16 protein-coding genes are annotated in these 25,956 nt (G+C 59.3%); 7 read left to right on the forward strand and 9 right to left on the reverse strand.

The window, feature by feature from the left end; genetic code table 11:
* The first annotated feature begins 116 nt into the window (after positions 1-116).
* Positions 117-452 carry a hypothetical protein gene (locus tag I2E69_RS10905; RefSeq protein ID WP_195461235.1) on the forward strand — a complete coding sequence of 112 codons (336 nt, stop codon included), beginning with the start codon at positions 117-119 and terminating at the stop codon, positions 450-452.
* Positions 453-531: 79 nt separating this feature from the next.
* On the opposite strand, the gene aspS is transcribed toward I2E69_RS10905, so the two are convergent.
* Positions 532-2,286: an aspartate--tRNA ligase gene (gene aspS / locus I2E69_RS10910; protein ID WP_195461236.1), complete on the reverse strand. Its 1,755-nt coding sequence runs from the start codon at positions 2,284-2,286 to the stop codon at positions 532-534.
* A gap of 214 nt (positions 2,287-2,500) precedes the next feature.
* On the opposite strand from aspS, the gene I2E69_RS10915 reads away from it, so the two are divergent.
* Positions 2,501-3,034 carry a porin family protein gene (locus I2E69_RS10915; protein WP_195461237.1) on the forward strand — a complete coding sequence of 178 codons (534 nt, stop codon included), beginning with the start codon at positions 2,501-2,503 and terminating at the stop codon, positions 3,032-3,034.
* A gap of 111 nt (positions 3,035-3,145) precedes the next feature.
* Here I2E69_RS10915 and I2E69_RS10920 read toward each other — a convergent pair whose 3' ends face one another.
* The 5 genes from I2E69_RS10920 to I2E69_RS10940 all read right to left on the reverse strand — a co-directional run bounded on the left by I2E69_RS10920 (position 3,146) and on the right by I2E69_RS10940 (position 13,500).
* Complete coding sequence (locus I2E69_RS10920) at positions 3,146-5,323, reverse strand: alpha-galactosidase (RefSeq protein ID WP_195461238.1); 2,178 nt, start codon at positions 5,321-5,323, stop codon at positions 3,146-3,148.
* 125 nt (positions 5,324-5,448) lie between these two features.
* Positions 5,449-7,629, reverse strand: a complete 2,181-nt coding sequence (locus I2E69_RS10925; protein WP_195461239.1) for a glycerophosphodiester phosphodiesterase family protein — start codon at positions 7,627-7,629, stop codon at positions 5,449-5,451.
* Positions 7,630-7,675: 46 nt separating this feature from the next.
* A complete protein-coding gene (locus I2E69_RS10930) occupies positions 7,676-8,179 on the reverse strand; it encodes a DUF1735 domain-containing protein (RefSeq protein ID WP_195461240.1) in 504 nt (167 codons plus the stop codon).
* An 18-nt stretch (positions 8,180-8,197) separates the two neighbouring features.
* Positions 8,198-10,141, reverse strand: a complete 1,944-nt coding sequence (locus I2E69_RS10935; protein ID WP_195461241.1) for a RagB/SusD family nutrient uptake outer membrane protein — start codon at positions 10,139-10,141, stop codon at positions 8,198-8,200.
* A 20-nt stretch (positions 10,142-10,161) separates the two neighbouring features.
* Complete coding sequence (locus I2E69_RS10940; RefSeq protein ID WP_229095464.1) at positions 10,162-13,500, reverse strand: TonB-dependent receptor; 3,339 nt, start codon at positions 13,498-13,500, stop codon at positions 10,162-10,164.
* A 395-nt stretch (positions 13,501-13,895) separates the two neighbouring features.
* Here I2E69_RS10940 and I2E69_RS10945 point away from each other — a divergent pair, with 395 nt between their 5' ends.
* From I2E69_RS10945 to I2E69_RS10955, 4 genes are all read left to right on the forward strand, one after another.
* On the forward strand, positions 13,896-14,342 hold the full coding sequence (locus tag I2E69_RS10945; RefSeq protein WP_195461242.1) for a nucleoside deaminase: 447 nt from the start codon (positions 13,896-13,898) through the stop codon (positions 14,340-14,342).
* A 99-nt stretch (positions 14,343-14,441) separates the two neighbouring features.
* A complete protein-coding gene (locus I2E69_RS10950; protein WP_195461243.1) occupies positions 14,442-15,380 on the forward strand; it encodes a tetratricopeptide repeat protein in 939 nt (312 codons plus the stop codon).
* A 193-nt stretch (positions 15,381-15,573) separates the two neighbouring features.
* A complete protein-coding gene (locus tag I2E69_RS15365; protein ID WP_262894109.1) occupies positions 15,574-15,699 on the forward strand; it encodes a hypothetical protein in 126 nt (41 codons plus the stop codon).
* On the forward strand, positions 15,692-17,845 hold the full coding sequence (locus I2E69_RS10955; protein WP_195461244.1) for a fimbrillin family protein: 2,154 nt from the start codon (positions 15,692-15,694) through the stop codon (positions 17,843-17,845). Before I2E69_RS15365 ends, I2E69_RS10955 begins: the two co-directional genes overlap by 8 nt.
* Here I2E69_RS10955 and queG read toward each other — a convergent pair.
* The gene (gene queG / locus I2E69_RS10960) at positions 17,835-18,740 is read right to left on the reverse strand and encodes a tRNA epoxyqueuosine(34) reductase QueG (protein WP_195461245.1); all 906 of its coding nucleotides are present in this window, start codon (positions 18,738-18,740) and stop codon (positions 17,835-17,837) included. The two genes, I2E69_RS10955 and queG, sit on opposite strands and share 11 nt — an antisense overlap.
* Positions 18,741-18,839: 99 nt before the next feature.
* Between queG and I2E69_RS10965 the strand changes: the two genes are divergently transcribed.
* On the forward strand, positions 18,840-20,510 hold the full coding sequence (locus I2E69_RS10965) for an AMP-binding protein (RefSeq protein ID WP_195461246.1): 1,671 nt from the start codon (positions 18,840-18,842) through the stop codon (positions 20,508-20,510).
* Between the two features lie 212 nt (positions 20,511-20,722).
* On the opposite strand, the gene asnA is transcribed toward I2E69_RS10965, so the two are convergent.
* Positions 20,723-21,757: an aspartate--ammonia ligase gene (asnA, locus tag I2E69_RS10970; RefSeq protein WP_195461247.1), complete on the reverse strand. Its 1,035-nt coding sequence runs from the start codon at positions 21,755-21,757 to the stop codon at positions 20,723-20,725.
* Between the two features lie 851 nt (positions 21,758-22,608).
* Complete coding sequence (locus I2E69_RS10975; RefSeq protein ID WP_195461248.1) at positions 22,609-25,836, reverse strand: DUF2723 domain-containing protein; 3,228 nt, start codon at positions 25,834-25,836, stop codon at positions 22,609-22,611.
* Positions 25,837-25,956: the final 120 nt, after the last annotated feature.

The following is a 25,956-nucleotide window of genomic DNA, read 5'->3' on the forward strand; positions in this document are numbered from 1 at the left end:
TTTTGTGCCAAAGGTATCCTACGACCTACGATTCTGAAATAAGTCTTCGGCACCACGCTTTCTATTTATAAGGTGGGTTGTAACGGGTGTCTTGCAGCAAACTTAAACTGATTCTCATGAAGGCAAAAACTCGGTATAATGATTTTACCGGTACGGTCGCCGCCGATATCAGCGATTACCTCGAAAAGGGATGCCTGAATGCGTTGATTCCGGGAAGTGTTCGCGAAGCGGAACGTTATACGGTCGTGGGATTTGAATTCTACGCGCATTATGACGAAATGATCTTCGCGCTTTTGTGTTGTGACATGCTGGCGGAAACCGACGATTCGCTGGTTGCCATCGAGACCTCCTGCGACCTCTCCTCGTTTTTCAACCTGTTCAAGCGGTTCAACCTGAATCTGCTGCCCAGAGGTTTCGAAAAGTCCGTCGTGAAGATGCGGATAAAAGCGTAGTTTGGGGGATTCTGCCCGGGGCGGAAACAACGGCAGGCGGACGAGAGGTCCGCCTGCCGTATGCTGTCGGTTTTCCGGGTTATTCCTCCGGCTTCCGCAGTTCCAGATACAGTTCGTCCAACTGCGCCTGGTCGATGTAGCCCGGGGCGTCGAGCATCACGTCGCGGCCCGCGTTGTTCTTCGGGAAGGCGATGTAGTCGCGGATCGACTCCGAGCCGCCGAACAGCGAGCACAGGCGGTCGAAACCGAACGCCAGGCCGCCGTGAGGGGGCGCGCCGTATTTGAAGGCGTTCATCAGGAAGCCGAAACGCACCTGTGCCTCTTCGGGCGTGAAGCCCAGCAGGCCGAACATCTTGGCCTGCAAAGCCGAATCGTGGATACGGATCGAGCCGCCGCCGATCTCCGTACCGTTGCAGACGAAGTCGTAGGCGTTGGCGCGCACGCGGCCCGGGTCGCTGTCGAGGTATTGCACGTCCTCGAGTTTGGGCGAGGTGAAGGGGTGGTGTACGGCGTAGTAACGCTGCGTCTCATCGTCCCACTCGAACAGCGGGAAGTCCACGACCCACAGCGGTGCGAACTTCTGCGGATCGCGCAGGCCCAACTGCTGGGCCACTTCGAGGCGCAGGGCGCACAACTGCGTCAGCGTCTTGAACTTCTTGCCGCAGAGGATAAAGACCATGTCGCCGGTCTTGGCGCCGCAACGCGAAGCCATGGCGGCGACCTCTTCGGGTGCGTAGAATTTGTCGACGGACGACTTCACGCCGTCCTCCCCGACACGTATCCAGATCAGTCCTTTCGCGCCGATCTGCTGGCGCTTGACGAACTCCGTCAGCGCGTCGATCTGCTTGCGGGTGTACGCGGCGCAGCCCGGGGCGGCGAATCCGGTGATGTATTCGGCATCGTCGAAGACGCTGAAACCGTGTCCTTTGGCAAGATCGGTAATGTCTGAAAACTCCATGCCGAACCTGAGGTCGGGTTTGTCCGAACCGTATTTCTCCATCGCCTCGATCCACGGCATGCGGCGCAGCGGTTCGGTCAGGTCGATTCCCATCACATGCTTGAACATGTGCTTGGCCCAGCGTTCGAAAATCTCCAGCACGTCCTCCTGCTCGACGAACGACATCTCGCAGTCGATCTGCGTGAATTCGGGCTGGCGGTCGGCGCGCAGGTCCTCGTCGCGGAAGCAGCGCACGATCTGGAAATATTTGTCGTAGCCGGCGACCATCAGCAACTGTTTGAGCGTCTGCGGCGACTGCGGCAGGGCGTAGAACTGGTTGGGCGACATGCGGCTGGGGACGACGAAGTCGCGGGCGCCTTCGGGCGTCGAACCGACCAGGCAGGGGGTTTCGATTTCGAGGAATCCCTCGTCGGAGAGGAACCGGCGAATCTCCTGGGCCATCTTGTGACGCAGGATCATGTTACGCTGCAGGGGCGGGCGCCGCAGGTCGAGGTAGCGGTATTTCATCCTGAGGTCGTCGCCGCCGTCCGAGACCTCTTCGATGGTGAAGGGCGGTACTTCGGCGTCGTGCAGTACGGCGATCTTTTCGGCCGTGACCTCGATGTCGCCGGTGTCCATCTTCGGGTTCTTCGACTGGCGCTCGACTACTTTGCCGACGACCTGGATGACCCACTCGCGGCCCACTTTCGAAGCCGTTTCGCGCGCCTCGGCCGGGGAGTGCTCCTCGACGACGATCTGGGTGATGCCGTAGCGGTCCCTCAGGTCGATGAAGGTCATGGCGCCGAGGTTTCTCACTTTCTGCACCCAGCCGGCCAGGGTGACGGTCTCGTTGACATTGCAGGCCCTTAAACAGCCGCAGGTATGGGTTCTGTACATAGGGAAAATTATTTTGTACGATTTACGATTTGTCCTAGTAACCCGCAAAGTTAAGTAAAAGTCCCGAAAAAACGGAATCGGGACGGTTATTTTATTTGCCGTTCCGGCCGGGCGGGGGATAAAAAAACGGCGCATGGGAAAAACAGGCGGAAATGGCACGAAATTGTATGCCTTCGTTTCCTGTCAAACCGTTTAATTCTAAATGCACTGAATTATGAAAAAAATCGCTACGCTCCTGCTGGCTGTCTTTGCGCTCGTGGCCGTCGAATCCCACGCACAGGGCATCCACATCATCCCCAAAGTGGGTCTGAACCTTTCGAGCCTGTCGCATGTCGACGGCAAGTCGATCGCCGGGCTGAATGCCGGCGTCGCGCTGGAAATCCTCCTTTCCGAGAAGTTCGGCATCGAACCGGGCGTCCTCTTCTCGATGCAGGGAACGAAGATCGACACCGAGAAGGTCCATCTCGACTACATCAACATTCCCGTTTATGCGAAGTACTATGTGCTGGGCGGGCTGAATGTTTTCGCCGGTCCGCAGGTGGGCTTCAACGTACGCGCTAAGAGCGGCGGCGAGAGCATAAAGAGCCTGGTCAAGACGGCCGATTTCGGTCTGGGCCTCGGTGTGGGTTATCAGTTCGGATGGGGACTGATGTTCTCGGCCAACTACAACTTCGGATTCGTCGACATCGAGAAGAGCACTTCTACGAAGAACGGCGTGTTCCAGCTCAACGTCGGCTGGCGGTTCTGAGGCGGAACCTCTGCGAACGGTCCGTCCGGGGGATTCCCGGGCGGATTTTTGCATTAAAATAATCCCCGGGACATTTGCCCCGGGGATTATAATCGCGTTACTGCGGCCGGATTACTCCGCCGCTTTGATTTCGAGTACGCGGCTCGCGTACTCCTTGCCTACCGAAAATTCGAGTCCGTTCTCCATCAGGAAGGCGCCGCTGAAAGTTTTGCCGTGCTGTGGGATCGGCTTGCCTTCGATGTTCAACTCGGTGATCGTGTAGCGCTTGCCGGGGTCGAGGCCCGCCATCCGGAAAGCCGGGGACGGCATGTTGAGGTAGTGCTCCAGCTTATAGACGAACCAGACGGCGCGTTCCTTGCCGGGCGTGACGTACATCAGCGAAGCGTAGCCCGTCTTGTCGTAGGGCGAGATCAGCCGGTAGAGGTCGCCCTGCTGTACGACGGGGCGGATGTCCTTGTAGGCGGCGATCGCCTTGCGGGCGAACTCCTTCTCTTTGTCGCTCATCTTCGCGGGTTGCAGTTCCAGCCCCAGGCGTCCCGACATGGCCACGTCGAAGCGCAGCTTGAGCGGCACGCTGCGGCCTGTCTGGTGGTTGGGCGAGGCGCTCACGTGCGACGCCATCGCCGCGGCGGGATAGAAGTTCGACACGCCCCACTGCATGTAGATGCGTTGCAGGGCGTCGGTGTTGTCGCTGGTCCAGAACTCGTCGTAATAGGGCAGTACGCCGTAATTGACGCGCCCGCCGCCGCTGGCGCACGACTGCATCACCAGGCGGGGGTATTTCTCCTGGATGCGGCGCAGCACCTTGTCCATGCCGCGGTGGTAGTCGATGTAGAGGTGCGACTGCCGGTCGGCCGGGAGGTATGTCGAACCGTAATTGTAGAGGGTCATGTTGTCGTCCCACTTGATGTAGGCGATTTCGGGATGGGCGGTCATCAGGTTGTCGACCACGCCGAAGACGAACTCCTGCACCTCGGGATTCGAGAGGTCGAGCACCTGCTGCGTGCCGCCGCGGCCCAGGCGGTTCTCCCGGTAGGGCTGCTGAATCACCCAGTCGGGGTGCTTCTCGTAGAGTTCGCTTTTGGTGTTGGTCATCTCGGGTTCGATCCAGATGCCGAATTTCACGCCGTGTTTTTTAGCCGACTCCGTCAGGCCTTCGATACCCTGCGGGAGTTTCTCTTTGCAGACCATCCAGTCGCCCAGGCTCGTCGAGCCGTCGTTGCGCGGGTATTTGTCGCCGAACCAGCCGTCGTCCATCACGAACAGTTCGCCGCCCAGGTCCGCAAGGTCGGCCATCATCCGGTCCATCACCTCCTGGTTCACCTTGAAATAGACGCCCTCCCACGAGTTGAGCAGCACGTCGCGCAGCTCGGTCCCGTGGTTCAGCCGGTGGAGCCGCGCCCATCGGTGGATGTTTCGGCTCACGCCGCTTTTGCCCTCGTCGCTGAAGGTGAACGCGAAAACCGGGGTCGTGAAGAGCTCTTTGGGCTGGAGCGTATACTGGGACTGCTCTTCGTTGATGCCGGCGAAGACGTGCGTCGTGTGGGTGTTGTCGTTGTCGAAGGCGATGCGGTAGTTGCCGCCCCATGCGAGCGTGCCGCCGATGACGCGGCCCGCCAGTTCGCGGGGCTGTCCGTCGAGCGAAATCATGAACGAGGGGTTGTCGGTCTGCGTATTGCGCACGCCGTTCTTGTTCTTGAGCACTTTCATGCCGTCGGTCAGGGGCTCCTCGTAGAGGTAGCATTCCGCACCCCACGTACCGTGGAAATGCGAAAGCCATGTGTCGCCGCGGCGGACGGGCATGTAGGCCGATGCAAAGCGGTAGAGCGTCACGGGTTTCTTCTCCGCATGGCTGATCTGGGTCCAGGTCTCGATGACCTCGCAGTCGTCGTAGGTCTTGTAATAGAGCGTTACGAAGAACGGATAGTGTTTGTCCTTCATGGCTATGGCGGTCGTTTCGGCCCCGTCTTTCCGGTCGCGCGATACCGATTCGACGACGAGTTCGAGCGACATGCTGCCGTCGTTGTGCGTCGCCTGGACGGCGACTTCGCGGTAACACTGGGCGCCGAACTGCGGGTAGGCGGGATCGCCGAATGCCACGCCGCTGTCGAGGATGTCGCCCGGCGAGGCGACACGCGCCCCGAAATACTGGAACAGGGGCGTTTTGCCCTTCTCGGCGGTCAGCAGCAGCGAGGAGTTTTTGGTCGAGAGCAGGATGTTTTCCGCCCGGAGCATGCCGCCGGACAGCAGTGCAGCGCCGACCCATGCCAATACTAAAAGTCTCTTCATAAAGGGGTTGGTATAAGGTTGAATTCCGGTATAAACATACGAAAAAAATGTGAAATCCCGAAAAGGTGCAGGCCGGACAATCGTCCGGCCTGCGAACCCTGGAATTTACAGCAAAGCGTTCACGGCTATTTCGGGGCCGTGACGAACGGCCTGGCCAGCAGTTTTTGCAGCGTGGCCGGGTTGTCGGTGGTGATGTAGTCGACGCCCAGTCCGATGCAGGCGATCATGTCGGCCGTCGAATTGACGGTCCAGGCGTTGACTTCGATTCCGCTCGCGTGGGCTTCGGCCACCCATTCGGGCTTTTTCGAAAGGACGGTCGAATACTGGTAGTCGATGCCCGTGAGTTTGTCCGCCGCAACCTCGGCCGGGGCCTTGTCGCCGCCGAGATACTGTACGCTGGCTGTGGGCATGGCCGCCTTGAGTTGTTTGCAGACCTCGTAGTCGAAGGCGATGTAATCGACCCGGGCCTCCATCGATTTCGCCTTGACGGCGGCTACGACGGCGTTGACGGCCCGCGTGTTGATCGAGGCCGAACTGTGGGTCTTGATCTCGCAGATCAGTTTCATCGCGGCGTCCTTGGCGCCCTGCTCCAGATAGGCGTCGAACGTCGGCAGCACTTCGCCGTTGGCCAGCGTGAGGTCCTTGATCTGTGCATAGGCGCTCTCTTCGATCTTCAGGTCGCTGCCCGCGACGGTCGCATTGTGGTTGATTACCAGTACGTCGTCGGTCGTGATCCATACGTCGAACTCGGCGCCGTAGATGCCCAGTTTCTGGGCGTTGGCCAGCGCAGCGATCGAATTTTCGGTGGCGTCCTGTACGCCGTCCTGGTGCTGGCCGCGGTGTGCGATGATTTTGGGCGTCGCGATGCGGGGATTGTCGCTGACGGTGAATTCGACGATGCCGAGCGGATACTGGCTGCTGCCGCGGACGAGCGTCATGAAGTACCGGTCCTGTCCGTTGGGAAGCGCCGGGAGCGTTGCGGCCAGCGACTGCTGGGTCGCCTCGCCCGAGGGCTCGGTAAGCGCGGCGTCGGCCGTGAAGGCTGCGGTCACATCGGTCGCCGAGGTGAACCTGACCTTGTCGCCGGTTTCGAAGCCGTTGCCGTAGATCGTGTAGGTGTAGCCCGCGCCGATCTCGCACCTGGCCAGATAGGTGAGGTTCGAAACGGCGAATTCGACGGGAGCCTGGTTCTCGAACTTTGCGTCCTTGTAGAGCAGGGCTACCTGCTCGTCGGTCAGCGCATCGTCGAATATGCGGGCCAGGACCACCTCGCCGTTCCACGCGTTGCCCATCGAGCCGACTGCCGAGTCGCCGCCCAGTGCGAACCAGCGCGCTCCGTCCTTGGCGTGGTTGAGGTTGCCGACTGCGTCGGCCGTGCCTTTCAGCTCGCCGTCGACGTAGATGTACGCTTTTCCTTCGGTTTTGTCCCATACGCCCACGACGTGGTAGTAGCGGCCCGGTTCGGGATAAACGTCGCTCTGCGCCCAGATCCATTTGCTGCTGCCGGTGGTGCTCACGTTGGGAAGGAACGTAATGCAGGCCGAATGGCCTCCTTGGCCCTCCTTGCAGATCAGGAAGCCCGTGCCGCCGGCTTCATGGGCCGAGAACGGTTTGTACTCTTTCGTGCCGTCGTTCTTGTTCGAACGCAGGACCACCTCCATCGAGTGACCGTCGTCGAGCCCGTTTTTGAAGGTCTCGTTCTGGTAGTAATCAACCCGGTAATAGGAGTTGGTGCGGGAGCCCTGGCCGGGGGTATGCGTATAATTGCTGACGATGCGCTTGTAAACGTCGTGGTAATAGTAGGTCAGCGCCGCTCCGGGGTAGCTGATCACCTCGTTCTTCAGCGGCGATACGTCTTCGGCTGTGCCGTCCGCATGGAAAACAACGTCGAGCAGGTCGGCTTTCGGGGCTTCGGGCTCGGGGGCTTCGGGCGAAGGATCCTGCGTGATGGTGAACTCCTCGATCAGGGTGGGGTCCGAAACCGAGATGAACCGGAGTGCGCCGGAGCGCTCCTTGCTCACGGAGTTTTCGGGAATCACGATCGCCAGCGTCATGCCGTCGACCGTAGGGCGGGTGAACCAGTTCGTCTTGCTCTGGTCGATTGCGTAGGTCCATTTGCCGTTGGTCGTCACGGTGAACACGACCGTGGCGCCTTCATAGGGAACGGTTCCGGTTTCGGTGGTAAGGTTGGAGGTTACCGAGAAATCGAAGTCTTTCCATTCGGCCGTCTCGTCGTCTTTACACGATGTGCTGAGAACCAGTGCAAAGGCCGTGAACAGGAAGACCGATAAAAAACCTTTTTTCATAATAGGAAGGTTATGTGGTTAATTTTTCAGTTGTTTGATCCGGTTGTCAGCCGGCATTTTCAGGCTCTTCGGCTTCGGGCCGAACCGGGTGGAGCAGTACCGTAGCTCCGGACTCGCTGATCGCCGTGTCGGGACTGCCGACCGTGATCGGAAGTACGTAGAGACTGCCCGCCGTGATCGCCGACACGTCCAGACTGACGCTGACTTTGACGGTGTTGTCGTCGTTGCCGAGCCGCAGGGTCGCAGCCGGGAGGTCGTAGTAGGCCTCGGGCATCAGCACGTAAGACGTGCCGTTCGCCGCGTTATAGTCGGCCAGCGCCTTGGCGTCGACGGTCAGCGTAGCCGTCGAACGGCCGTCGTTGTAGCCGCTCCGGTAGACCCAGACGTTGTAGTCGACCCGGGTCGCGGTTTCGGTCAGGTCGATCTGTTGCAGCCCGCTTTTCGGCAGCAGTAGTTTCGAGTCGATGTCGTATCCGACCTCTTCGTTGTCGGAGCACCCGGCGACGCAGGCGGCCGCCGACAACGCAAGCGCTAAAAATATTTTTTTCATAGTCGTTTCCTTGAATGATTAATAACCCGGATTCTGGACCAGTTGGCCGTTGATGTTGAGCTGCGAGTTGGGAATCGCCAGCCAATAGTGCTTCGGCGAAGAGAAAATGCGCGTGTCGTTCTCCTTCATGTCGCCCAGTTTGTAGAATTTCTCGGCGGTGTCGCCCTCGATGTTCCAGGCTTTCGGGATGGGACGCAGGCACTCCTCGGCGATCTTCCAGCGGCGGATGTCGTGGAAACGGCGTCCCTCCATCATGAACTCGATCGAACGCTCGCGGCGGATGATGTCGCGCAGTTTCTGGCCCGACGGGATGCCGCCGGCCTTGCTCCACGACTCCTGGAACGTCGGCAGGCCGCAGCGTTGGCGGATTTTGTTCAGGCAGTCGTAGCCGTAGTCGCTCAGCGTGCCGTCGTATTCGAAATCGGCCTCGGCGTAGCTCAGGTAAAGCTCGGCGACGCGCATGTAGGGGTAGACGTAGCTCATGTAGGTGCTGACGGCGTAGTTGCCGCTCGAATTGAGCGACATCTTCGACTGCTCGTTGACCCATTTCTGGCAGAAGTAGCCGTTGTAGGACTGGTACTCGTTGTCGTAGCTGCCGGTGAAGCCCTGGGGTTCGCCCTTGCGCGCCTTGATGGTCATTTTACCGCCGTTGAACCGGTACGTGCCGCGGTCGTAACCCACCGACGCGTAGAAACGCGGCTCCTTGTGGAGGTGCATCTCGACCGTTCCCGCCTCTGCGTTGTAGGCCAGCGGGTCGATGTCTTTCGTTTCGGGGTCGTCTTCCCACGGAAGGCCGTTTTTGGTGTAGTACATCTGGACGGCCTCGACCGTCGGACACGAATAGCCGCGGTAAGCGCCCGAAACCTTCGTGTAGTCGTTGGCCAGGTGGCAGCCGAACTGCCGCTGCGTGTAGGTGATCGAACCCGACTTGTTGAGGCTCATCAGGTATTCGTTCTGGTTCATGAACTGCGTCGAGTTGCCGTCGCCGGTGAAGATATACGTGTAGTTGATGCGTCCCAGTTCGAAGGGGTCGGTTACGCCGGAGGTCTTCGATACCGACAGGCCGAGTTTGCGGCTGTCCATCGTGTAGGCTCCCGTGTCTTCCGAGGCCTCGACGCAGTCGATGGCGTCTTTGGCGGCGTCCATCGCACGCTTCCACTTCTCGGCGTCGTAGGTCTGGTTGATCAGGTGCGTGCCGTCCTTGTTGACGAAGTCCGAGTAGAACTCCGTGTTGCCGTTAACGAGCGGCGATGCGGCGTAGAGCAGCAGCCGGGCGCGGTAAGCCAGTGCCGTGGCCTTGATGGCGCGGCCGTACTGGATGGGACCCCAGTAGTCGGGCAGCATCTGGGAGGCTTTCCAGTACTCGCTTTCGATGAAGTCGACGCATTCGTCGTAGGTGCTGCGCGGCACGTTTACGCTGCTCGACGGAGAGTTCAGGTCGATCTCCTCGCGGACCAGCACGACCGGGCCGTAGTACTCCAGCAGGATGTGGTGCAGGCGGGCGATCAGGAAGTGCGCCTCACCCGACCAGTATCGCAGGTTGGCTTCCGTGATGTCGGGAACCGATTCGATGTTGTTGAGGAAGTTATAGGCGTAACGCAGGCCCTCGTAGAGATTGTACGAGTAGTAACCCGTCGGCAGGCCCGTGGTCGTTCCCCACAGGTTGAAGTAGGTGTTGGTCGGGGACTCCTGCGAGGTGGCGTACACCAGGCTCTTCCACGAGAAATAACGCACCGAGCCGTAGTAGCTCGAAATCATGTCGTCGCCGCCGTTCAGGTCGGGCATGGCCTGTGCATGGAAGAGGTCGGGACACTTGCCGTAGATCATGAAGAGCATCTTCTCGGCCTGGGCCTGGGTCTTGTAAATGTCGTCCTGCGTAGGACTGCCCTCGGGGACCACATCCAGGAAATCGCAGGATGCGGTTGCGAGAAGGAGGGCTAAAGCCAATACTATTTTTTTCATAGCTGTATCGTTCTTATGGATTAGAATTGGTATTGAACACCGATCTTCGCCGTGCGCTGAAGCGGGTAGGTCAGGCCGTGGCCGCCGCCTTTCTCGGGATCCCAGTAGTCGAACGGGGAGATGACGAAGAGGTTGTTGCCCGAGAGGTATACACGGAATTTCTTGATGGTGTAGCCCAGTTCCACGGTCTTCAGGCGCAGGTACTTCGCATCGTGGATGTAGAAGGTCGAACTCTGGGTGTTGTTGGAACTCATCTGCGAGGTCAGGCGCGGATAGGCCGCGTCGGCGCGGTTGTTATCCTCCGACCAGTGGTTGTCGGCGATGTACTGCGTGATGCCGTATCCGAAGTGCGAAGCGTCGCAGAACGGGTGCATGTTGTACATCCGCAGCGATACGTTGGCCGCGCCCTGGAACATGAACGAGAAATCGAACCTGCGCCATTTCACCGTCGCGCCGAAGCCGTATTGGATTTCGGGGATCGTGGGACTGCCGGCCGTCGTCACGTCGTTGCCGTCGACGATGCCGTCGCCGTTCAGGTCACGGTATTTGATGTCGCCGACCGTGTAGTTGCCGAACTGCTGTTTGGGCGAGTTGTCGATCTCCTCCTGCGAGGTGAACAGGCCGTCGGCGATCAGTACGCCCGTGATGGCGTTGACCGGATGGCCTACGACCGACATATAGTCGTACATCAGGTCGCCTTCGTCCTTCTCGATCACTTCGTTGCGCGAGAAGGTGAACGTGCCGCGCAGGCTCAGCGACCAATCCTTGTTGAGCTGCTTGTTATAGACGGCCGAAAGATCGAGTCCGTGCGACTTCACGCGGCCGATGTTGCCGTAGGGCGTAACGCCCAGCAGGCCGGTCGACGAAGGCAGCGAGGTGCGCCGCATGAAGATGCCCGTACGGTCTTCGGTGAAGTAGGCGGCCTCGATGCTCAGTGCGTTGAACAGCCCCAGTTCGAGGCCGATGTCGAACTTCTTGGACTCTTCCCACGTCGCGTTGGGGTTGCCGTAGGTGGTGATCTTCGGGCCTTTGCCCTGGGTGTTCCAGTTGTAGTAGAACCCCGAATCCTCGCCCATGGCCACGATCGAGCGGTAGGGGAAACGTTCGCTCAGGGCGTCGTTACCCGCCAGGCCGTACGATGCCCGGATCTTCAGGTTGTTGACCGTCTGGCGGATGCCGTCCCAGAACGACTCGTTCGAAATCACCCAGCCGGCGGCGGCCGAGGGGAAGAAACCCCAACGCTTGCCGGGGGCGAAGTTCTCCGAACCGTTGTAGCCGAAGCTGGCCTCGAACAGGTAGCGGTTGTCGAATCCGTAGGTCACACGGCCGGCCATGCCCTGTTCGCGGTAAGGCAGCAGGTTTTCCTCGCTCGTGCCGGCGATGTTGTTCTTCTTCTCGTTCATGCGGTAGACGAACATCGCGCCCACGTCGTGCCTGCCGAATTTGCGGGCGTAGTTGAGCGATGCCTGCAACGCGTAGCGGCGGTGGCCGCCGTTGCCGTCGGTGCTGGTCAGGTAGGTCGTACCCGTGTCGCCGATCGAGTTGGTGATCAGGTTGGCTGTGCCGTCGGGATTCAGCGAACTTCCGTCCTCGACCTTGAAGTAGTAGGGGGTCGCCGTGCGGTAGGTCGCCGAATAGGTGTAGTTGTAGAACGAAGCCGTGAGGTTGGCACTCAGGCCTTTGGTCAGGAAGTCCAGGTTCTGGTCCAGCGTAAAGGCCGTTGTCATGTAGGAGTAGTAGCGTTTTCCGTAGCCGCGGGCCAACTTGGCCAGCGGGTTGAGGTCGGTGGCGCCGGTGTCCCACGAAGCATTGTTGCCGTAGCGGACGAACGTGTCGCCCTCTTCGGCCGGAAGCGTGGCCGGGAAACGAACGGGGTTGGCGCGCATCGAGTAGTAGAACAGGTCGCCGATATCCTCGATCGGGCGGGTGTTGTACTCCAACTGGGCGTTGACCTTGATGCCGACGGTCGTCGTCTTGGTGATGTTGGCGCTGACGTTGCTCTGGAAGATGTATTTCTGGTGGTTCATCTTCACGTCATAGGGGTTCTGCTCGATGTCGGCGATGATGCCGTTCTCGTTCGAGACCGCCGCGTTGAGGAAATAGCTGACTTTCTGGCCGCCGCCGCGAATGTTGAGGTTCAGGTTCTGGTTGACCGTGAAATCCTTGAACAGCAGGTCGTACCAGTCGTTGTTGGGATAGAGGTATTTGTTGAGGCCCGCCTTCGTTCCGTTGATCTTGTCGGCCGAATAGAACGGTTGGTAGGTGTGGAGCGTTCCGGTCTCCTTGGCCGTGTTGAAAACGGCTTCGTTGTAGAGCTGCATGTAGGTCACACCGTCGGCGACATCCTGCACCATCGTAGGCAGCGAGAAGGTGTTTTCCAGGCGGACCGAGACGTTCATCTTCTCCGAGTTGCGGCCGTTTTTCGTGTTGATGAGGATTACGCCGTTTGCTCCGCGCGAACCGTAGACGGCCGTTGCGGCGGCGTCCTTCAGCACCGAGAACGACTCGATCGATTCGGGAGGCATGTTGTTCAGCATGTTGCTCAGTACCTCCACGCCGTCGAGGATGATCAGCGGGCTGTTGCTCGAACCGAAGGTCGAGATACCGCGGACGTAGAAGGTGGCGCTGTCGTAGCCGGGTTCGCCGGTCGTCTGGCGCGAGATCATGCCGGCGATGTTGCCGGCGAACGCCGTGGTCAGCGAACTCGACGTGATGTTCAGGTCGGAGGGTTTGACGGAGGTGATCGACGATACCATCGACTCCTTTTTCTGCGTGCCGTAGCCGACGACGACGACTTCGTCGAGCGTGTTGTTCTGTTCGACGAGCGATACGAGTTTGAACAACTCTGCGTCCTCGGTATGGAGTTTCTTGGTGTCGAAACCGACATACGAGAAGGTTACATATTTGGATTTGGCGGGAATGGTGAAGGTGTACGAACCGTCGCCGTTGGTGATCGTGCCGGCATTCGTGCCTTCGACATAGATCATAACGCCCGCGAGCGGGGAGTTGTCGGTTCCGGAGATTACCGTGCCGCTGACCGTTTGGGCGACATCGCGCGAACCGCTGGCGGCCTGGTGGATGCGGACCTGAGTGCCGCTGACCGAGTATTGCAGCCCGACGCCGGGCAGGATCTGGTCGAGAATTTTGGTTGCGCTTACATTTTTTTCCTTGACCGTGACGACTTTTGTCAGGATGGATTTTACCTCATCGGGGTAGGTGAAGCGCAGTTCGCTCTGCGACTCGATGGATTCGAGGACCTCCCTGAGGCTTGCGTTGGTTACATCTATCGTTACATAGATGCCGCGGATTTGGGCGGATACATTTCCCCCCCCCCATAGGTAGGGTAGAATTCCGGACATCAGCAAAACGGCGATGAATCGCAGGATTGCCGGAAAATGCCCGTTCCCAAGTGTTTTTTGGCGAGTTTCTTCCATAATGGTTTTAATAAGGTTCTGGTTAGTAATTGATGAAGTTTCGAAGTGTAGAGAGTGTGAGGTCGTGTCTGGTTTGGAATCTGAAATGTCTGTTTTGTAGAATCGACTTGAATTTAAAGGTTTTGTGGACTATTCCATATGCAAATATAGAAAATAAGATGTACAATGCAAGTAATTTTTAATTTTGATTTTATTCTTTTTGGTGGAAGTATTGTTTTGAATCGAAATAAGCCGTGCAGCGGCATTCCGGGGCGGGATTCGAAGGGTAAAGAGGTGCGTTCTTCGGAAAAAATGGTTACTTTTGCCGAAAACGATCCGACATGGAACAGCAGCAAACCGACGAAAAATTCATGCGCCTGGCACTAAACGAGGCACAAAAAGCGTTAAAACAACAGGAGGTCCCCATCGGGGCGGTCGTCGTGGCCGACGGTGCGGTGATCGGGCGGGGGCATAACCTCGTCGAAACCCTTGCCGACCCGACGGCCCATGCCGAGATGCAGGCCCTGACGGCCGCAGCCTCGACGCTCGGGGGCAAGTACCTGCAAAACTGCACGTTGTACGTCACGGTCGAACCGTGTATCATGTGCGCCGGGGCGATCGGATGGGCACAGGTAAGCCGCGTGGTGTGGGGCGCGGACGATCCCAAGAAGGGTTACAGGCGCTATTCCGAGGCGGTATTCCATCCCAAAACCACAGTGGCACGGGGTGTGCTCCGGGAGGAGTGCGAGGAGTTGATGAGCAGTTTTTTCGCGGGTTTACGCGGATAGATTTGGTAAAAAAGGAATTTTTTTTATACTTTTGCATCCAACGCATTCCGGGAACGGGGTGTATGAACCGAAAACTAAAAAAACGTATAGGAAACAACCATGAAAAAATTATTAGTACTTGCAATTGTGCTGTTGGCGGCGGGGTCGCTCTCGGCGCAGGATGTCACAGCAATCTACAATGAAGCGGGCGCCGCTTACAACGCCAAGGATTTTGCCGGCGCAGCCGCGAAATTCGAGCAGGTGATCGAACAGGGCATGGACAACGAAGATGCCGCTTCGCAGGTGGCCACCGCTAAAAAGACGCTTCCCACGTGTTATTTCATGATGGGCGGCGGCGCCATCCGGACCAAAAAGTACGACGAGGCACTGAAGAATTTCACCAAGTCTGCCGAGTTGGCCGAACTCTACGGTGATATGAGCCAGATGGCCAAGGCCAACGGGTGGGTAGCCAAGATCTATCAAATCCAGGGCGGCGAGGCTTTCAACAACAAGGATTATGCAACCGCTGCAAGCGTGTTCGAGAAGGGCTACAAGGCTGACCCCGACAATACCGCGATGGCGCTTAACCTCGCCATGAGCTATTGCGAGATGGGCGAATACGAGAAGGGCATGGACATCTACGAGGCGATTGCCGCCAAGACGCATCCCAAGTATGCCGATGACGTTGCCAAGGCCAAAGAGATGATGGCCCTTTATACCAATAACAAAGTGGCTACGCTGCAGGGCGCCAACGATTTCGACGGCATCATCGCGATGGCGGACGTACAGTTGGAGAAGAATCCCGCGAGCGCACTGTTCCAGAAGGTCCGCCTGCAGGCTTATGCCAGCAAGAAGGATTTCAACAAGGTGATCGAACTGGGCCAGGCCGCTGCCGATGCACAGACCGATCCCGAGGACAAGAGCCTGATGTACCTGACGCTCGGCGCTGCTTACAACGCCAAGGAGATGAAGCCGCAGGCTATCGCCGCCTTCCAGAAGGTGACGGCAGGTCCCGCTGTCGAAAGTGCGAAAGCCGCGCTTGCCGAGCTGACGAAATAGTCGGGAAGTCGGTGCGCGAAACCCGACGGTGCGCGCTGCGGCAACCCTTTCGCCTCTGAACTCCGCGTTTTACGCGGGCGACGGGCCGAACTGAAAGCGGACTTCACTGTGGGGTCCGCTTTTTCGTGCCCTGAGGTGAATGGGGTTTGGTACGGTATGTGCTTCCTTTTCCGGCGTTTAACGATTTTTGGCAATGGAAAAGGAAACGTATTTGCGGCCGGAGGTCGAAGTGGTGGAGGTGCGCATCGGGCGCGGATTCGCCGGATCGACCGTAGACGGCGGGGTCGAAGGTTTCGACCGGGAGGACTGGAATGAATAGGTTTACGATTGCGGCGTTGGCCGGATGCGGGCTGTTGTGCGCCTGTACGGCCGATCGGACCGGGGACCCGGTCCCGCCGCAGGCTGTGACGCGCAGCATCCGGATTGCGGCGGCGGTCCCTTCGACCCGCACGGAACTGGCTCCGGACGGTTACAACGTCCTGTGGACGCCCGGCGACCGGATCGGAATTTATGTCAAAAGCGGCGATACGTTCACCACGGTCAATGCCCCGCTGACGTTCGAAGGCACGGAAGCCGCGGCCAACGGCACTTTCGGCGGCGAGATTACACTTACCGAAGGTGCTTCGGATTATACTCTTTATGCCTATTACCCGTGGTCGGAGCAGGCGTCGGACGACGCTTCGGCGGTCGCCTTTATGCTGGGAACATCCCAGGTACAGGCCGCTGCGGGCGATTCTTCGCATCTGGGCGATTCCGATTTCCTCGTGGCGGGAGCCGTCGTGAGCACGACGGGGGATTTTCCGGCACTGGCGTTCCGCCACGCCTTCGCGGTGATCGAAGTCGACCTGACGGGGTCGGGGACGATGGCCGGCAAACGACTCTCGGAGGTGACGCTCTACTGTACGGACGCCGCATCGGTCGATTCGGCGGGCAACCTCGGGGAGATGTCCAACATGACCGGGGCGTTCACGTTCGACCTGACGGCCGCTTCGGGCAACAACACGGCGGCGTATGCGGGCGGTTCGGCGCAGATCAACTATTGCAGCCTCGGGTTTACGGAGGCTCCGGTTCTGGGGAGTGAACCCGTAAAGGCCTATCTGACGGTCAATCCGGCGGATTATTCGCGCGGCGGCGGAAAAGTATATGTCGTGGTGCGGACCGCCGACGGTTATACGGCGACCTACACCCGTCCGGGACTGGCGATCGCTGCGGCACAAATGAAAGTCATCACGCAGGCTGTCGCTGCGGGCACGGCCCCGCAGCCTGTGGCGGACCTGTCGGGCAGCGGTCCCCGGGCAAATTGCTATGTGGCTTCGCAAGCGGGGCAGGAGTATTCGTTCGACGCCACGATGGCCGGGAACGGCTCGATTTCGCAGGCCCTTTCCGAAGCCGTACAGCGTTACGAAGGCCGTACGCTTTCGGCTTCGCTGTCGGGCTCGGCGGCCCGCCTGCTGTGGCAGAGCAATCCCCACCTGATCGACCCGGCGAGCGTGCGCGTGGAGGGCGGCAGAATCTATTTCACGCTTACGACGCGCCCCACGTCGCTGGGCGGCAATGCCGTTATCGGACTTTATGCCGACGCGTCGTCGGACGAGGCGCTGTGGAGCTGGCACATCTGGATTACGGATGCGGACAACGAAACTTTGACATCGCTTGCCGAGACCTATATCCTTTCGTCCGATTACGAACAGGAGTACGGCTCCGGATCGGTGCAGATGATGGACCGCAACCTGGGGGCGATCTACAAGGAGGACGGGCCTTATGCCCGCTCGTTCCGGGCGCCGCTCTACCAGTGGGGCCGCAAGGACCCCTTCCCGTGGGGAACGGTGATTTTCGATGCGCAGGATGCACCGCACACCTACCTTTCGGAGTGGACGGCCGTACAGACCTCGGGATCGCCCGGGCAGTCTGCCGGCTATACGGGCAACACGCGGTATGCCACGGCGCACCCCGTTACCTTCATTGCCACGACCGGCGAGTCGTCTTACGACTGGTACTGGGGCGGCGGCAAAGGCGACGGTCCGTTGTTCCGCAACGACGAACTGTGGGGCAATCCTACGGGATATGAGGTCGGACAGAAGACCGTAAAGACGCTTTTCGACCCCTGTCCCCCGGGGTGGGTCATGCCGCACCCTTACGCATTTACGGCTTTCACGAAAACGGGCGCGACGGCGACCGTCGCCAGCGGCGAGGTGCGGACGCAGGGTTCGTTCGTGCAGGGATGGAATTTTCTCTACGGCGATTCCGGTACGACCTATTATCCGGGCGTGGGTTACCGCTATGATGAATACGGATTGTTCCGGTTCACGCCTTCGGGTTATTATTGGTCGAGTTCCCCGGCGCCGTCCGACACGTTCGGGGCATGGGTCTTCGGCCTGACTGCGACGACCGTTTACCAGCGTATCTCGGACCCGCGCGGCTTCGGGCTTCCGGTGCGCTGCATGCGCGATCTGCCTACTCCCTGACGTTGCCTTTGATGCGGGCGAGGCCGCTGCGCGTCAGCGGCGTATGGCCGCAGAGGGCTTCGAAGGCCGCGTCGTCCATTTCGAGCCATGCCGCGGCGTCCATCGCCAGCGGATCGAAAACAGGGTCGAAAGCCGTGTTGCGGTGCAGCGGGGTTCGGGTATTGTAGGGACAGGTGTTCTGGCAGCAGTCGCAGCCGAAAATCCAGCCGTGAAGGCTGATTCCGGCAGCAGGCTCCTTTTCGATCGTGTGGCACGAAATGCAGCGTCCCGTGTCGATCGTCCGGTCGGGGGTGACGGCTCCCGTGGGGCAGTTGTCGATACAGTTGTGGCAGGTTCCGCAGCGCGATGTCCGGGTCGGGGTGTCGTAGAGATCCGTTTCGTCGGTCAGGATCAGCTCGCCCAGCAGGACGAACGTCCCGAAGCGGGGTGTTACGAGCAGCGACTGGCGGCCTACCCAGCCCAGCCCGGCCTCTACGGCGAGTTGTTTTTCGGCCAGCGGCGCCGTGTCGACGAAGGCGCGGCCCGAGAGCCCGGGATAAGCCGCCCGCAGGGCGTCGAGCATCCGGGTGAGCATCGTCCGGATCGTCGTATGGTAGTCTGCCGCACAGGCGTAGGAGGCCACTTTGGCGCGGTGTTGCGGGGGATAGCCTTCGCTGATGCGGTTCTTGTAGCTTACGGCGCAGACTACCGCCGTGCGGGCATGCTCCACCAAAAGGCGCGGGTCGAAACGCTTTTCCGTATTGCGTTCCATGTAGTCCAGCGACGACTGGTAGCCGTTGGAAAGCCACTCCCGGAAATAGGTCTCGTTTTCGGCCAGGTGGCGGCACGGAGCAATGCCGCAGAGGTCGAACCCCGCATCGGCGGCAAGTTTTTTGATGTGCAGATGGTCGAGCATATTGATAATTTACGCCAAAAATAGTGTTTTTTAACCGGAAATTAGTAATTTCGCCCCAAAGTTTCGCGTTATCGAAACGTAGTTAAAAGAGAACACAATATGACGATCAATACACTGTACGAACTGGCCCGCAACAGCGTGGAGAAGTTCGCGTCGAAAATCGCCTTTGCGATGCACGAAGGCGAGGACGTGACTTACGCCGAAGTGGGGAATCGTATTGCTAAAGTGCAGGAAATCCTGACCGGTGCGGGGCTTCGCGCCGGGGACAAGGTGGCCCTGCTGAGCAGCAACATGCCCAACTGGGGCGTTTGTTATTTCGCCGTCACGTCGGCGGGCATGGTGGCCGTGCCGATCCTGCCCGACTTCTCGGGCGAGGAGCTGGACATGATCATCGAGCACTCGGAGGCGAAGGCCCTGCTCGTGTCGGACAAACTCTTCACCAAACTCTCGAAGCAGACCATCGAACGGCTCAACGTGGTGGTCCGTACCAAAAACCTCGGGGTCATTTCGCAGCGCGTCAAGGAGGAGGGTTCGACGGGTATCCCCCAGCCGCAGGACATCGCCGTGATCATCTACACTTCGGGCACTACGTCCAAACCCAAGGGTGTGATGCTGACCCATGCGGCGCTGTGTGCGCAGGTCGGCATTTCGTCGTCGATCTTCCCGGTCGACGGCAACGACACGTTCCTTTCGGTGCTGCCCCTGTCGCACACCTACGAGTGTTCGATCGGCATGATCTATCCCTTCTCGATGGGTGCGCGGGTCGTCTATCTCGACCGTCCGCCCACGGCCTCGGCGCTGATGCCCGCACTGCGCGCCATCCGCCCGACGGTGATGCTGATCGTGCCGCTGATCATCGAGAAAATCTACCGCCACCAGGTGCTTGCCAAGTTCAATTCGAACTCCTTCTGGCGTACGCTCTATAAGATCGGTTTCATGCGCCGTTACCTGCATCGCGTTGCCGGTAAGAAGTTGACGAAGCTCTTCGGAGGCCGCTTGCGCTTCCTCGGAATCGGAGGGGCGAAACTCGACGGCGGGGCCGAGAAGTTCCTGCTCGAAGCCAAGGTTCCCTACGCCATCGGTTACGGACTGACCGAGACCGCGCCCCTGCTGGCCGGAGCGGCTCCTTCGATGGTGCGTCTGGGCTCGACGGGGCCCCAGGCCCCGGGCGTGCAGCTACGGCTCGAAAACATCAATCCCGAGACCCGGCAGGGCGAAATCGTGGCCCTTTCGCCGAGCGCCATGGTGGGTTATTTCAAGAATCCCGAGGCGACGAAGGAGGTCTTCACGGCCGACGGCTGGTTCCGCACGGGCGACCTCGGCGAATTCGACAAGGACGGCTGGCTCTACATCAAAGGCCGCCTGAAGAATATGATCGTAGGCCCCGGCGGTGAGAACATCTACCCCGAAGACATCGAGACGGTGTTGAACTCGCATGTCTGCATCGCCGATTCGATCGTCACGGAGCAGGAAGGGCGCCTGATCGCCCTCGTGCACTTCAACCGCGAGGAGATCGAGTCGATGATCGACGACTGGCGCGAAGAGTGGGAAGGCAAAAAGGAGGCGTGGGAGGCCAAGACCGAGCAGTTGAAGAAAGAGATCATGGATTTCGTGAATGCCAAGGTCAACCGGTTTTCGCGCATCTCCGAGGTCGTCGAGGAGAAGGACGACTTCGCCAAGACCCCTACGCATAAGATCAAACGCTTCCTGTACAATAAAAACAAGAAGGACAACAAGACCCCCGACCAGCCGGCCGCCGGGAAACAATAATTGAAAAACCCCGCTTCCGAAAAGGAGCGGGGTTTTTGTCTGTTGGCTGCGGCTTCTTCGCAGGAGGGGGGGGGATACGGTTGAACAGGATCGTCTGCGTATCGCAACCCTTTCGTCTTTAATCCCGCCTTTTAGGCTGCCGGGCGCAGAACCGGACAGTTTGCGAGCCGGCGGCCCTTCCGCCCTTAAATCCCGCCTCTTAGGCGGGCGGGTTATTTGAGATAGATGCCGTGGGCGGCGCACTCGTCGATCATCTTCTCGGGCCAGATGCTGACCTGGACCTCGCCGATATGGGCGCAGCGCAGGTAGAACATGCAGAGCCTCGACTGCCCGATACCGCCGCCGATCGAAAGCGGGAGGCGTCCTTCGAGCAGCATGCGGTGGAACTCCATTTCGCGGCGTTGTCCGCAGCCGCAGATTGCAAGCTGGCGTTCGAGGGCCTCGCTGTCGACGCGGATACCCATGCTCGAAAGTTCGAAGGCGCTTTCCAGAACCGGATTCCATACGATGATGTCGCCGTTGAGCCCTTTGTATCCCCCTTCGGTCGGGGTGCTCCAGTCGTCGTAGTCCGGGGCGCGTCCGTCGTGGCGCTGGCCGTTCGACAGTTCGGCGCCGATGCCGATCAGGAACAGCGCACCGTATTTCCGGGCGGCCGCCTGCTCGCGCTCCTTGGGCGTGAGGGTAGGAAACTCCTGCAACAGTTCTTCGGCCTGGAGGAAGGTGATCCGCTCGGGAAGGATGGGCGTAATGTGCGGGTAGAGTTCGTAGACCTCTTCTTCGACGGCTTTCATCGCTTCGTAAATCGTTTCGACGATCCCCTTCAGGAAGCCGAGGTTGCGCTCTTCGGGGCGCATCGTACGTTCCCAGTCCCACTGGTCGACGTAGAGCGAGTGGATGTTGTCCAACTCTTCGTCGGCGCGAATGGCGTTCATGTCGGTATAAAGCCCGTATCCCGGGGCGATCTTGTAGGCTCCGAGTTTCATGCGTTTCCATTTGGCCAGCGAGTGCACCACTTCGGCCCGACGGTCGCCCAGGTCGCGGATCGGAAACGATACGGCGCGTTCCACGCCGTTCAGGTCGTCGTTGATGCCCGTGCCCGAAAGTACGAAAAGCGGGGCCGTAACGCGGCGCAGACGCAGGCTGCGGGCGAGCATGTCGGGGAAAATCTCCTTGAGGTAGCTGATGGCCTGCTCCATCGTTTCGGGAGCGAGTTTGGCCGTATAATCTTCCGGAATGAAAAGCGGCATAAGTTCAGGGTTTGGGTTCGTAAAATACGGATTATCGCACAAATATACGTAAAATGTCGTTTTAAAAAAACCGGACCGGGTTTTAGAGCCTGTTTACAGATATTTCTCTCGTTCTTTTATGCTTCTTTTTGCGCTTTTTTCGCCTGAAAATCGTTGTATAGAACCACTATGCGCCTCTTTCCAGACGGAAAAAGCCCCTGAAAAGCATCTGTAAATAACTTCGGTAACATTTTTAAACAGGCTCTTAGTTTGCCGAAATATGCGTTCCGGGTGGGCCGGATGCGGCGTTTTCCGGGACTGTTGCCAACCGCTTCCGGATGTGGGCGTAACGCACGCACCGCACGCACCCTGTTCGTTCGTGCGTTCGTGCACCTGTACTGGTATCGCACACACTTGCACACACTTGCACACACTTGCACACACTTGCACACACTTGCACACACTTGCACACATCCGCACGCTCCCCGTTCACTGCGTGCGCTGCGTTCACCCCGTTCGTGCGTTCGCTGCGTGCGCCTGTACCGGCGATGAGACTTGTGACGCATGGCGACCCTCCTCCGCATTCCGCTATTCGCCCCTTGCGTTTCTAAATTTTTGGAAACACTTGACAACGGGGGTCTTCATGTCGTATATTTGTACTGCACACAGGTGTCGACGCAGGGGGATTTATACATAAATCCTTCCGGGGCGTTGTGTCCGTCTCCTGCCGGAACGGAGTCTTTCAGGATAAATAAAGTACGAACCGCAGGGCTGCCTGCGGTTCGTTTTGTAATGGACTGGGGGAGACCGTAACGCTGAACGCACGTAACGCACCCCGTTCGTGCGTTCAGCGTTACCGGCGTTTCTCCCGGTTATTTCGCGGCGGGCAGCAGTGCCGAGTCGGGCTGCTGGCGCTTGTCGCCTACGTCGATGAGGTTCTCTTCCGAGACGCCCAGCGAACGGTAGTAGTCGTTCAGTTCGGCGATGACATCCTTGCGGCTGGCGTAGCTGGCCAGGTAGTAGATGTCGCCCAACTGGTCGAGTTTCTCGTCGATGATACCCGAAACCATGTCGCCCTGCGCTCCTTCGAAACGGAGGTAGTACTCGATGTATTCGATCAGCGTCTGGGCATAGGCGCGCAGCAGGGCATCGCCCTTTTCGGCGGCCTCCTTGTCGCCCAGGGCCGAGGCGGCGTAGTAAGCCTCCAGGAACGGATAGGTGTTGGTGTCGGTGAAACGTATCTGCGAGGTCGGCATCCGCTCCAGCCCCAGGTCGAGCAGCTCGACGGCTTCCGCCACACGGTTCTGCCGCAGCAGTTCCTTCGCCACGCGGGCAAATGCGTCGCGGGCGTGCGAGGCCGAGAGGTTGTACTGGATGAAATAGTCGACGTATACCCGCGGGTCTTCGAGGTTGCCGTAACGGAACGTGTCTTTGAGCAGCGGTGCGGCATAATCGGCGTCGATGCGTCCGATTTCATAGGGATTCGTCGTCGGGGTGAGGATCGGCACGAGGCGGTAGGCGTAGCCGTCGAACTGAAGGTAGTCCATCAGCCCGAAGTCCTGCAGGATGTAGACCTGCGTCATGTAGATCGGGCGTTTCCAGTCGAAGTTGGCCAGCATGTCGAGGATCATCAACTGGTTTTTGTCCAGCGAATTCTTCTTGATGTTGATGAATACCGTGTCGACCATCTTGTCGCGGTCCTTTTCGGCCACGATGCCCGAAGCGATGGCGTTTTCCTTGTTGACGGGTATCGCGATGCGCTTGGCCGGGATGTAGTCGGCCATCGAGCCGTCGGCGAGTTTCACCTTGCTGCGCGGGTCGTCGCTGCGCACGAAGTCGATCACCTCCTTGATCTCCACGGGACGGTCGATGCTGTTGGTCACGTAGATCATGTCGTTGTTATAGGTGTACTTGTGCTTGGGCAGCGAGAAGGGCACGCCCTCGGCCTCGTTGGCCTTGGTCTTCATCTCGTCGATGTACCATTCGCCGCCGAGGTAGGAGGTGTTCATGATCCTTACGTCGGGACGTACGCCGTAGACCTCCTGGTTGTTCCACAACGGGAAGGTGTCGTTGTCGCCGTAGTTGAGGATGATCGAGTTGGGGAGTGTCGACATCAGGTAGTTCCAGCCGATGTCGCGCGCCATGGTGCGGTGCGACCGGTCGTGGTCGTCCCAGTTCTGGGCCGCCAGGATAGCCGGGACGGCCATCGAGACGACGGTGGCTGCGGCCGCCGTGGCGACGTTGTTGCGCTTGGTGATCCACGCCGCGAAGTCACGCAGGGCCAGGACGCCGAATCCGATCCAGATCGAGAAGGCGTAGAACGAACCTGCATAGACGTAGTCGCGTTCGCGCGGCTCGCCGGGCGAGGTGTTGAAGTAGAAGACCAGCGCGATGCCCATCATGACGAAGAGCCACAGGACGATCGAGAAGTTCCGCTGGTCGCGGTTGAGCTGGTAGATCAGTCCGATGAGGCCCAGGATGAAGGGGAGGAAATAGTAGGTGTTGCGCCCCTTGTTCTCGGCGATTTCGCGCGGCAGGTTGTCCTGCGGACCGACGTATTTCTCGTCGAGCCATTTGATGCCCGAGAGCCAGTTGCCGTCGGTGATCGTCGTGCGCGAAGGCTGTATGTCGCTCTGGCGTCCTACGAAATTCCACATGAAGTAGCGCCAGTACATGTACGAGAGCTGGTAGTTGAAGAAGAAGTAGATGTTTTCCGCGAACGTCGGCTGGACGACTGTGCGGGTTTCGCCGTAGGAGTCGGTGTAGGCCCGTTTGCGGCCGAAGTCGAGCACCTCGCCGCGCAGCGGGCGGCCCTGGGAGTCACGGCGGATTTCGCCCTTCTCGTCGCGCAGCGTCTCGGTCTTGGTGCGGAAAGCGCCCCATTGCTTATACTCCTTCTCGCCTTTCGAGTAGTTCCACATGCGGGGGAAGAGTTGCAGGAATTCCGGGGAGTGGGTGTAGCCCGTGAGTACCGTGGCGGTTTTGTACTTGCCGTCCTCGTCGAGATACCACACCGTCTTCTCCTTCACGCCCTCGGGAGGAGCCGAATACTGGGCGCCGTACAGCAGCGGGCGGTCGCCGTACTGGTCGCGGTTCAAGAGCGACAGCAGGGCGTGCGGGTTGTTGGGGTTGTTGGAGTTCATCGGCGGGTTGGCTGCGGCGCGGATCGTCACCGATGCGTAGGACGAGTAGCCGATGAGGATCATCGTCGTCGAGAGCAGGATGATGTTGAGCAGGACGTGGCCGCGTTTGTGTGCGACCCACGTAGCCCAGCCCATGCCGACGATCAGCGCCAGTGCGAAGAGCGTGATGCCCGAGTTGACGGGCAGCCCGAACGTGTTGACGAACAGCGTGTCGATCTGGGCCCCGATCCAGACGGTATAGGGGATGATGAAGTTGTTGACGAAGACGATCAGCGCCCCGGAGATCAGCGTGGAGAGGCCGATGCCTTTCCACGTCACTTTGTCGGTCTTGCGGAAGTAGTAGATGAAGACCAGTGCCGGGATACACAGCAGGTTGAGGATATGTACGCCGATCGAGAGGCCCATCAGATAGGCGATCAGCACGATCCAGCGCGACGAGTGCGGCTCGTCGGCCTGCTCCTCCCATTTGAGCATCAGCCATACCACGAGGGCCGTGAACATCGACGAGAGGGCATAAACTTCGCCCTCGATGGCCGAGAACCAGAACGTGTCGGTGAAGGTGTAGGCCAGGGCCCCGACGGCTCCGGCGCCCAGGACGGCGAAGACGTTGGCTTTCGAGAGCTCCTCGCCGTTGCGCGTCAGGAGGCGGCGCGCCAGGTGGGTGATGGTCCAGAACAGGAACAGGATGCAGAAGGCGCTGGCCAGCGAGTTCATGGCGTTGACGGCGATGCCCACGTAGTCGGGGTTGCCGAAGGCGAAGAGCGTAGCCAGGCGTGCCAGCATCATGAACAGCGGTGCTCCGGGAGGGTGTCCCACTTCGAGTTTGTAGGAGGTGGCGATGAACTCCGAGCAGTCCCAGAGGCTCGAGACCGGTTCCATCGTCATCAGGTAGACGATCGCCGCGATGGCGAAAACCGCCCAGCCCGTGATGTTGTTCCAGCGTTTGTAAAAGTACATAGCGTAATGTTTATCCTAAATTTTGTACCGATCCGGCGTTCCGCAGGGCGTATTCGCCGCTTTCGGCGTCGTTTGCAAACCTGACCTCACCCCGAATCCCTCCCTCTGGAGGGGCTTGTC

Origin of the sequence: Alistipes sp. D31t1_170403_E11, from assembly GCF_015553985.1 — a bacterium.
In the GTDB taxonomy this organism is placed as follows: domain Bacteria; phylum Bacteroidota; class Bacteroidia; order Bacteroidales; family Rikenellaceae; genus Alistipes; species Alistipes montrealensis.

Excerpts from the sequence above, each read along its gene's own strand:
- aspS (WP_195461236.1), bottom strand. The coding sequence starts at position 2,286 with ATGTACAGAACCCATACCTGCGGCTGTTTAAGGGCCTGCAATGTCAAC.
- I2E69_RS10915 (WP_195461237.1), top strand. The coding sequence starts at position 2,501 with ATGAAAAAAATCGCTACGCTCCTGCTGGCTGTCTTTGCGCTCGTGGCC.
- I2E69_RS10925 (WP_195461239.1), bottom strand. The coding sequence starts at position 7,629 with ATGAAAAAAGGTTTTTTATCGGTCTTCCTGTTCACGGCCTTTGCACTG.
- I2E69_RS10905 (WP_195461235.1), top strand. The coding sequence starts at position 117 with ATGAAGGCAAAAACTCGGTATAATGATTTTACCGGTACGGTCGCCGCC.
- asnA (WP_195461247.1), bottom strand. The coding sequence starts at position 21,757 with ATGCCGCTTTTCATTCCGGAAGATTATACGGCCAAACTCGCTCCCGAA.
- I2E69_RS10930 (WP_195461240.1), bottom strand. The coding sequence starts at position 8,179 with ATGAAAAAAATATTTTTAGCGCTTGCGTTGTCGGCGGCCGCCTGCGTC.
- I2E69_RS15365 (WP_262894109.1), top strand. The coding sequence starts at position 15,574 with ATGGAAAAGGAAACGTATTTGCGGCCGGAGGTCGAAGTGGTGGAGGTG.
- I2E69_RS10965 (WP_195461246.1), top strand. The coding sequence starts at position 18,840 with ATGACGATCAATACACTGTACGAACTGGCCCGCAACAGCGTGGAGAAG.
- I2E69_RS10975 (WP_195461248.1), bottom strand. The coding sequence starts at position 25,836 with ATGTACTTTTACAAACGCTGGAACAACATCACGGGCTGGGCGGTTTTC.
- I2E69_RS10955 (WP_195461244.1), top strand. The coding sequence starts at position 15,692 with ATGAATAGGTTTACGATTGCGGCGTTGGCCGGATGCGGGCTGTTGTGC.
- I2E69_RS10950 (WP_195461243.1), top strand. The coding sequence starts at position 14,442 with ATGAAAAAATTATTAGTACTTGCAATTGTGCTGTTGGCGGCGGGGTCG.
- I2E69_RS10920 (WP_195461238.1), bottom strand. The coding sequence starts at position 5,323 with ATGAAGAGACTTTTAGTATTGGCATGGGTCGGCGCTGCACTGCTGTCC.
- I2E69_RS10945 (WP_195461242.1), top strand. The coding sequence starts at position 13,896 with ATGGAACAGCAGCAAACCGACGAAAAATTCATGCGCCTGGCACTAAAC.
- queG (WP_195461245.1), bottom strand. The coding sequence starts at position 18,740 with ATGCTCGACCATCTGCACATCAAAAAACTTGCCGCCGATGCGGGGTTC.
- I2E69_RS10940 (WP_229095464.1), bottom strand. The coding sequence starts at position 13,500 with ATGTCCGGAATTCTACCCTACCTATGGGGGGGGGGAAATGTATCCGCC.
- I2E69_RS10935 (WP_195461241.1), bottom strand. The coding sequence starts at position 10,141 with ATGAAAAAAATAGTATTGGCTTTAGCCCTCCTTCTCGCAACCGCATCC.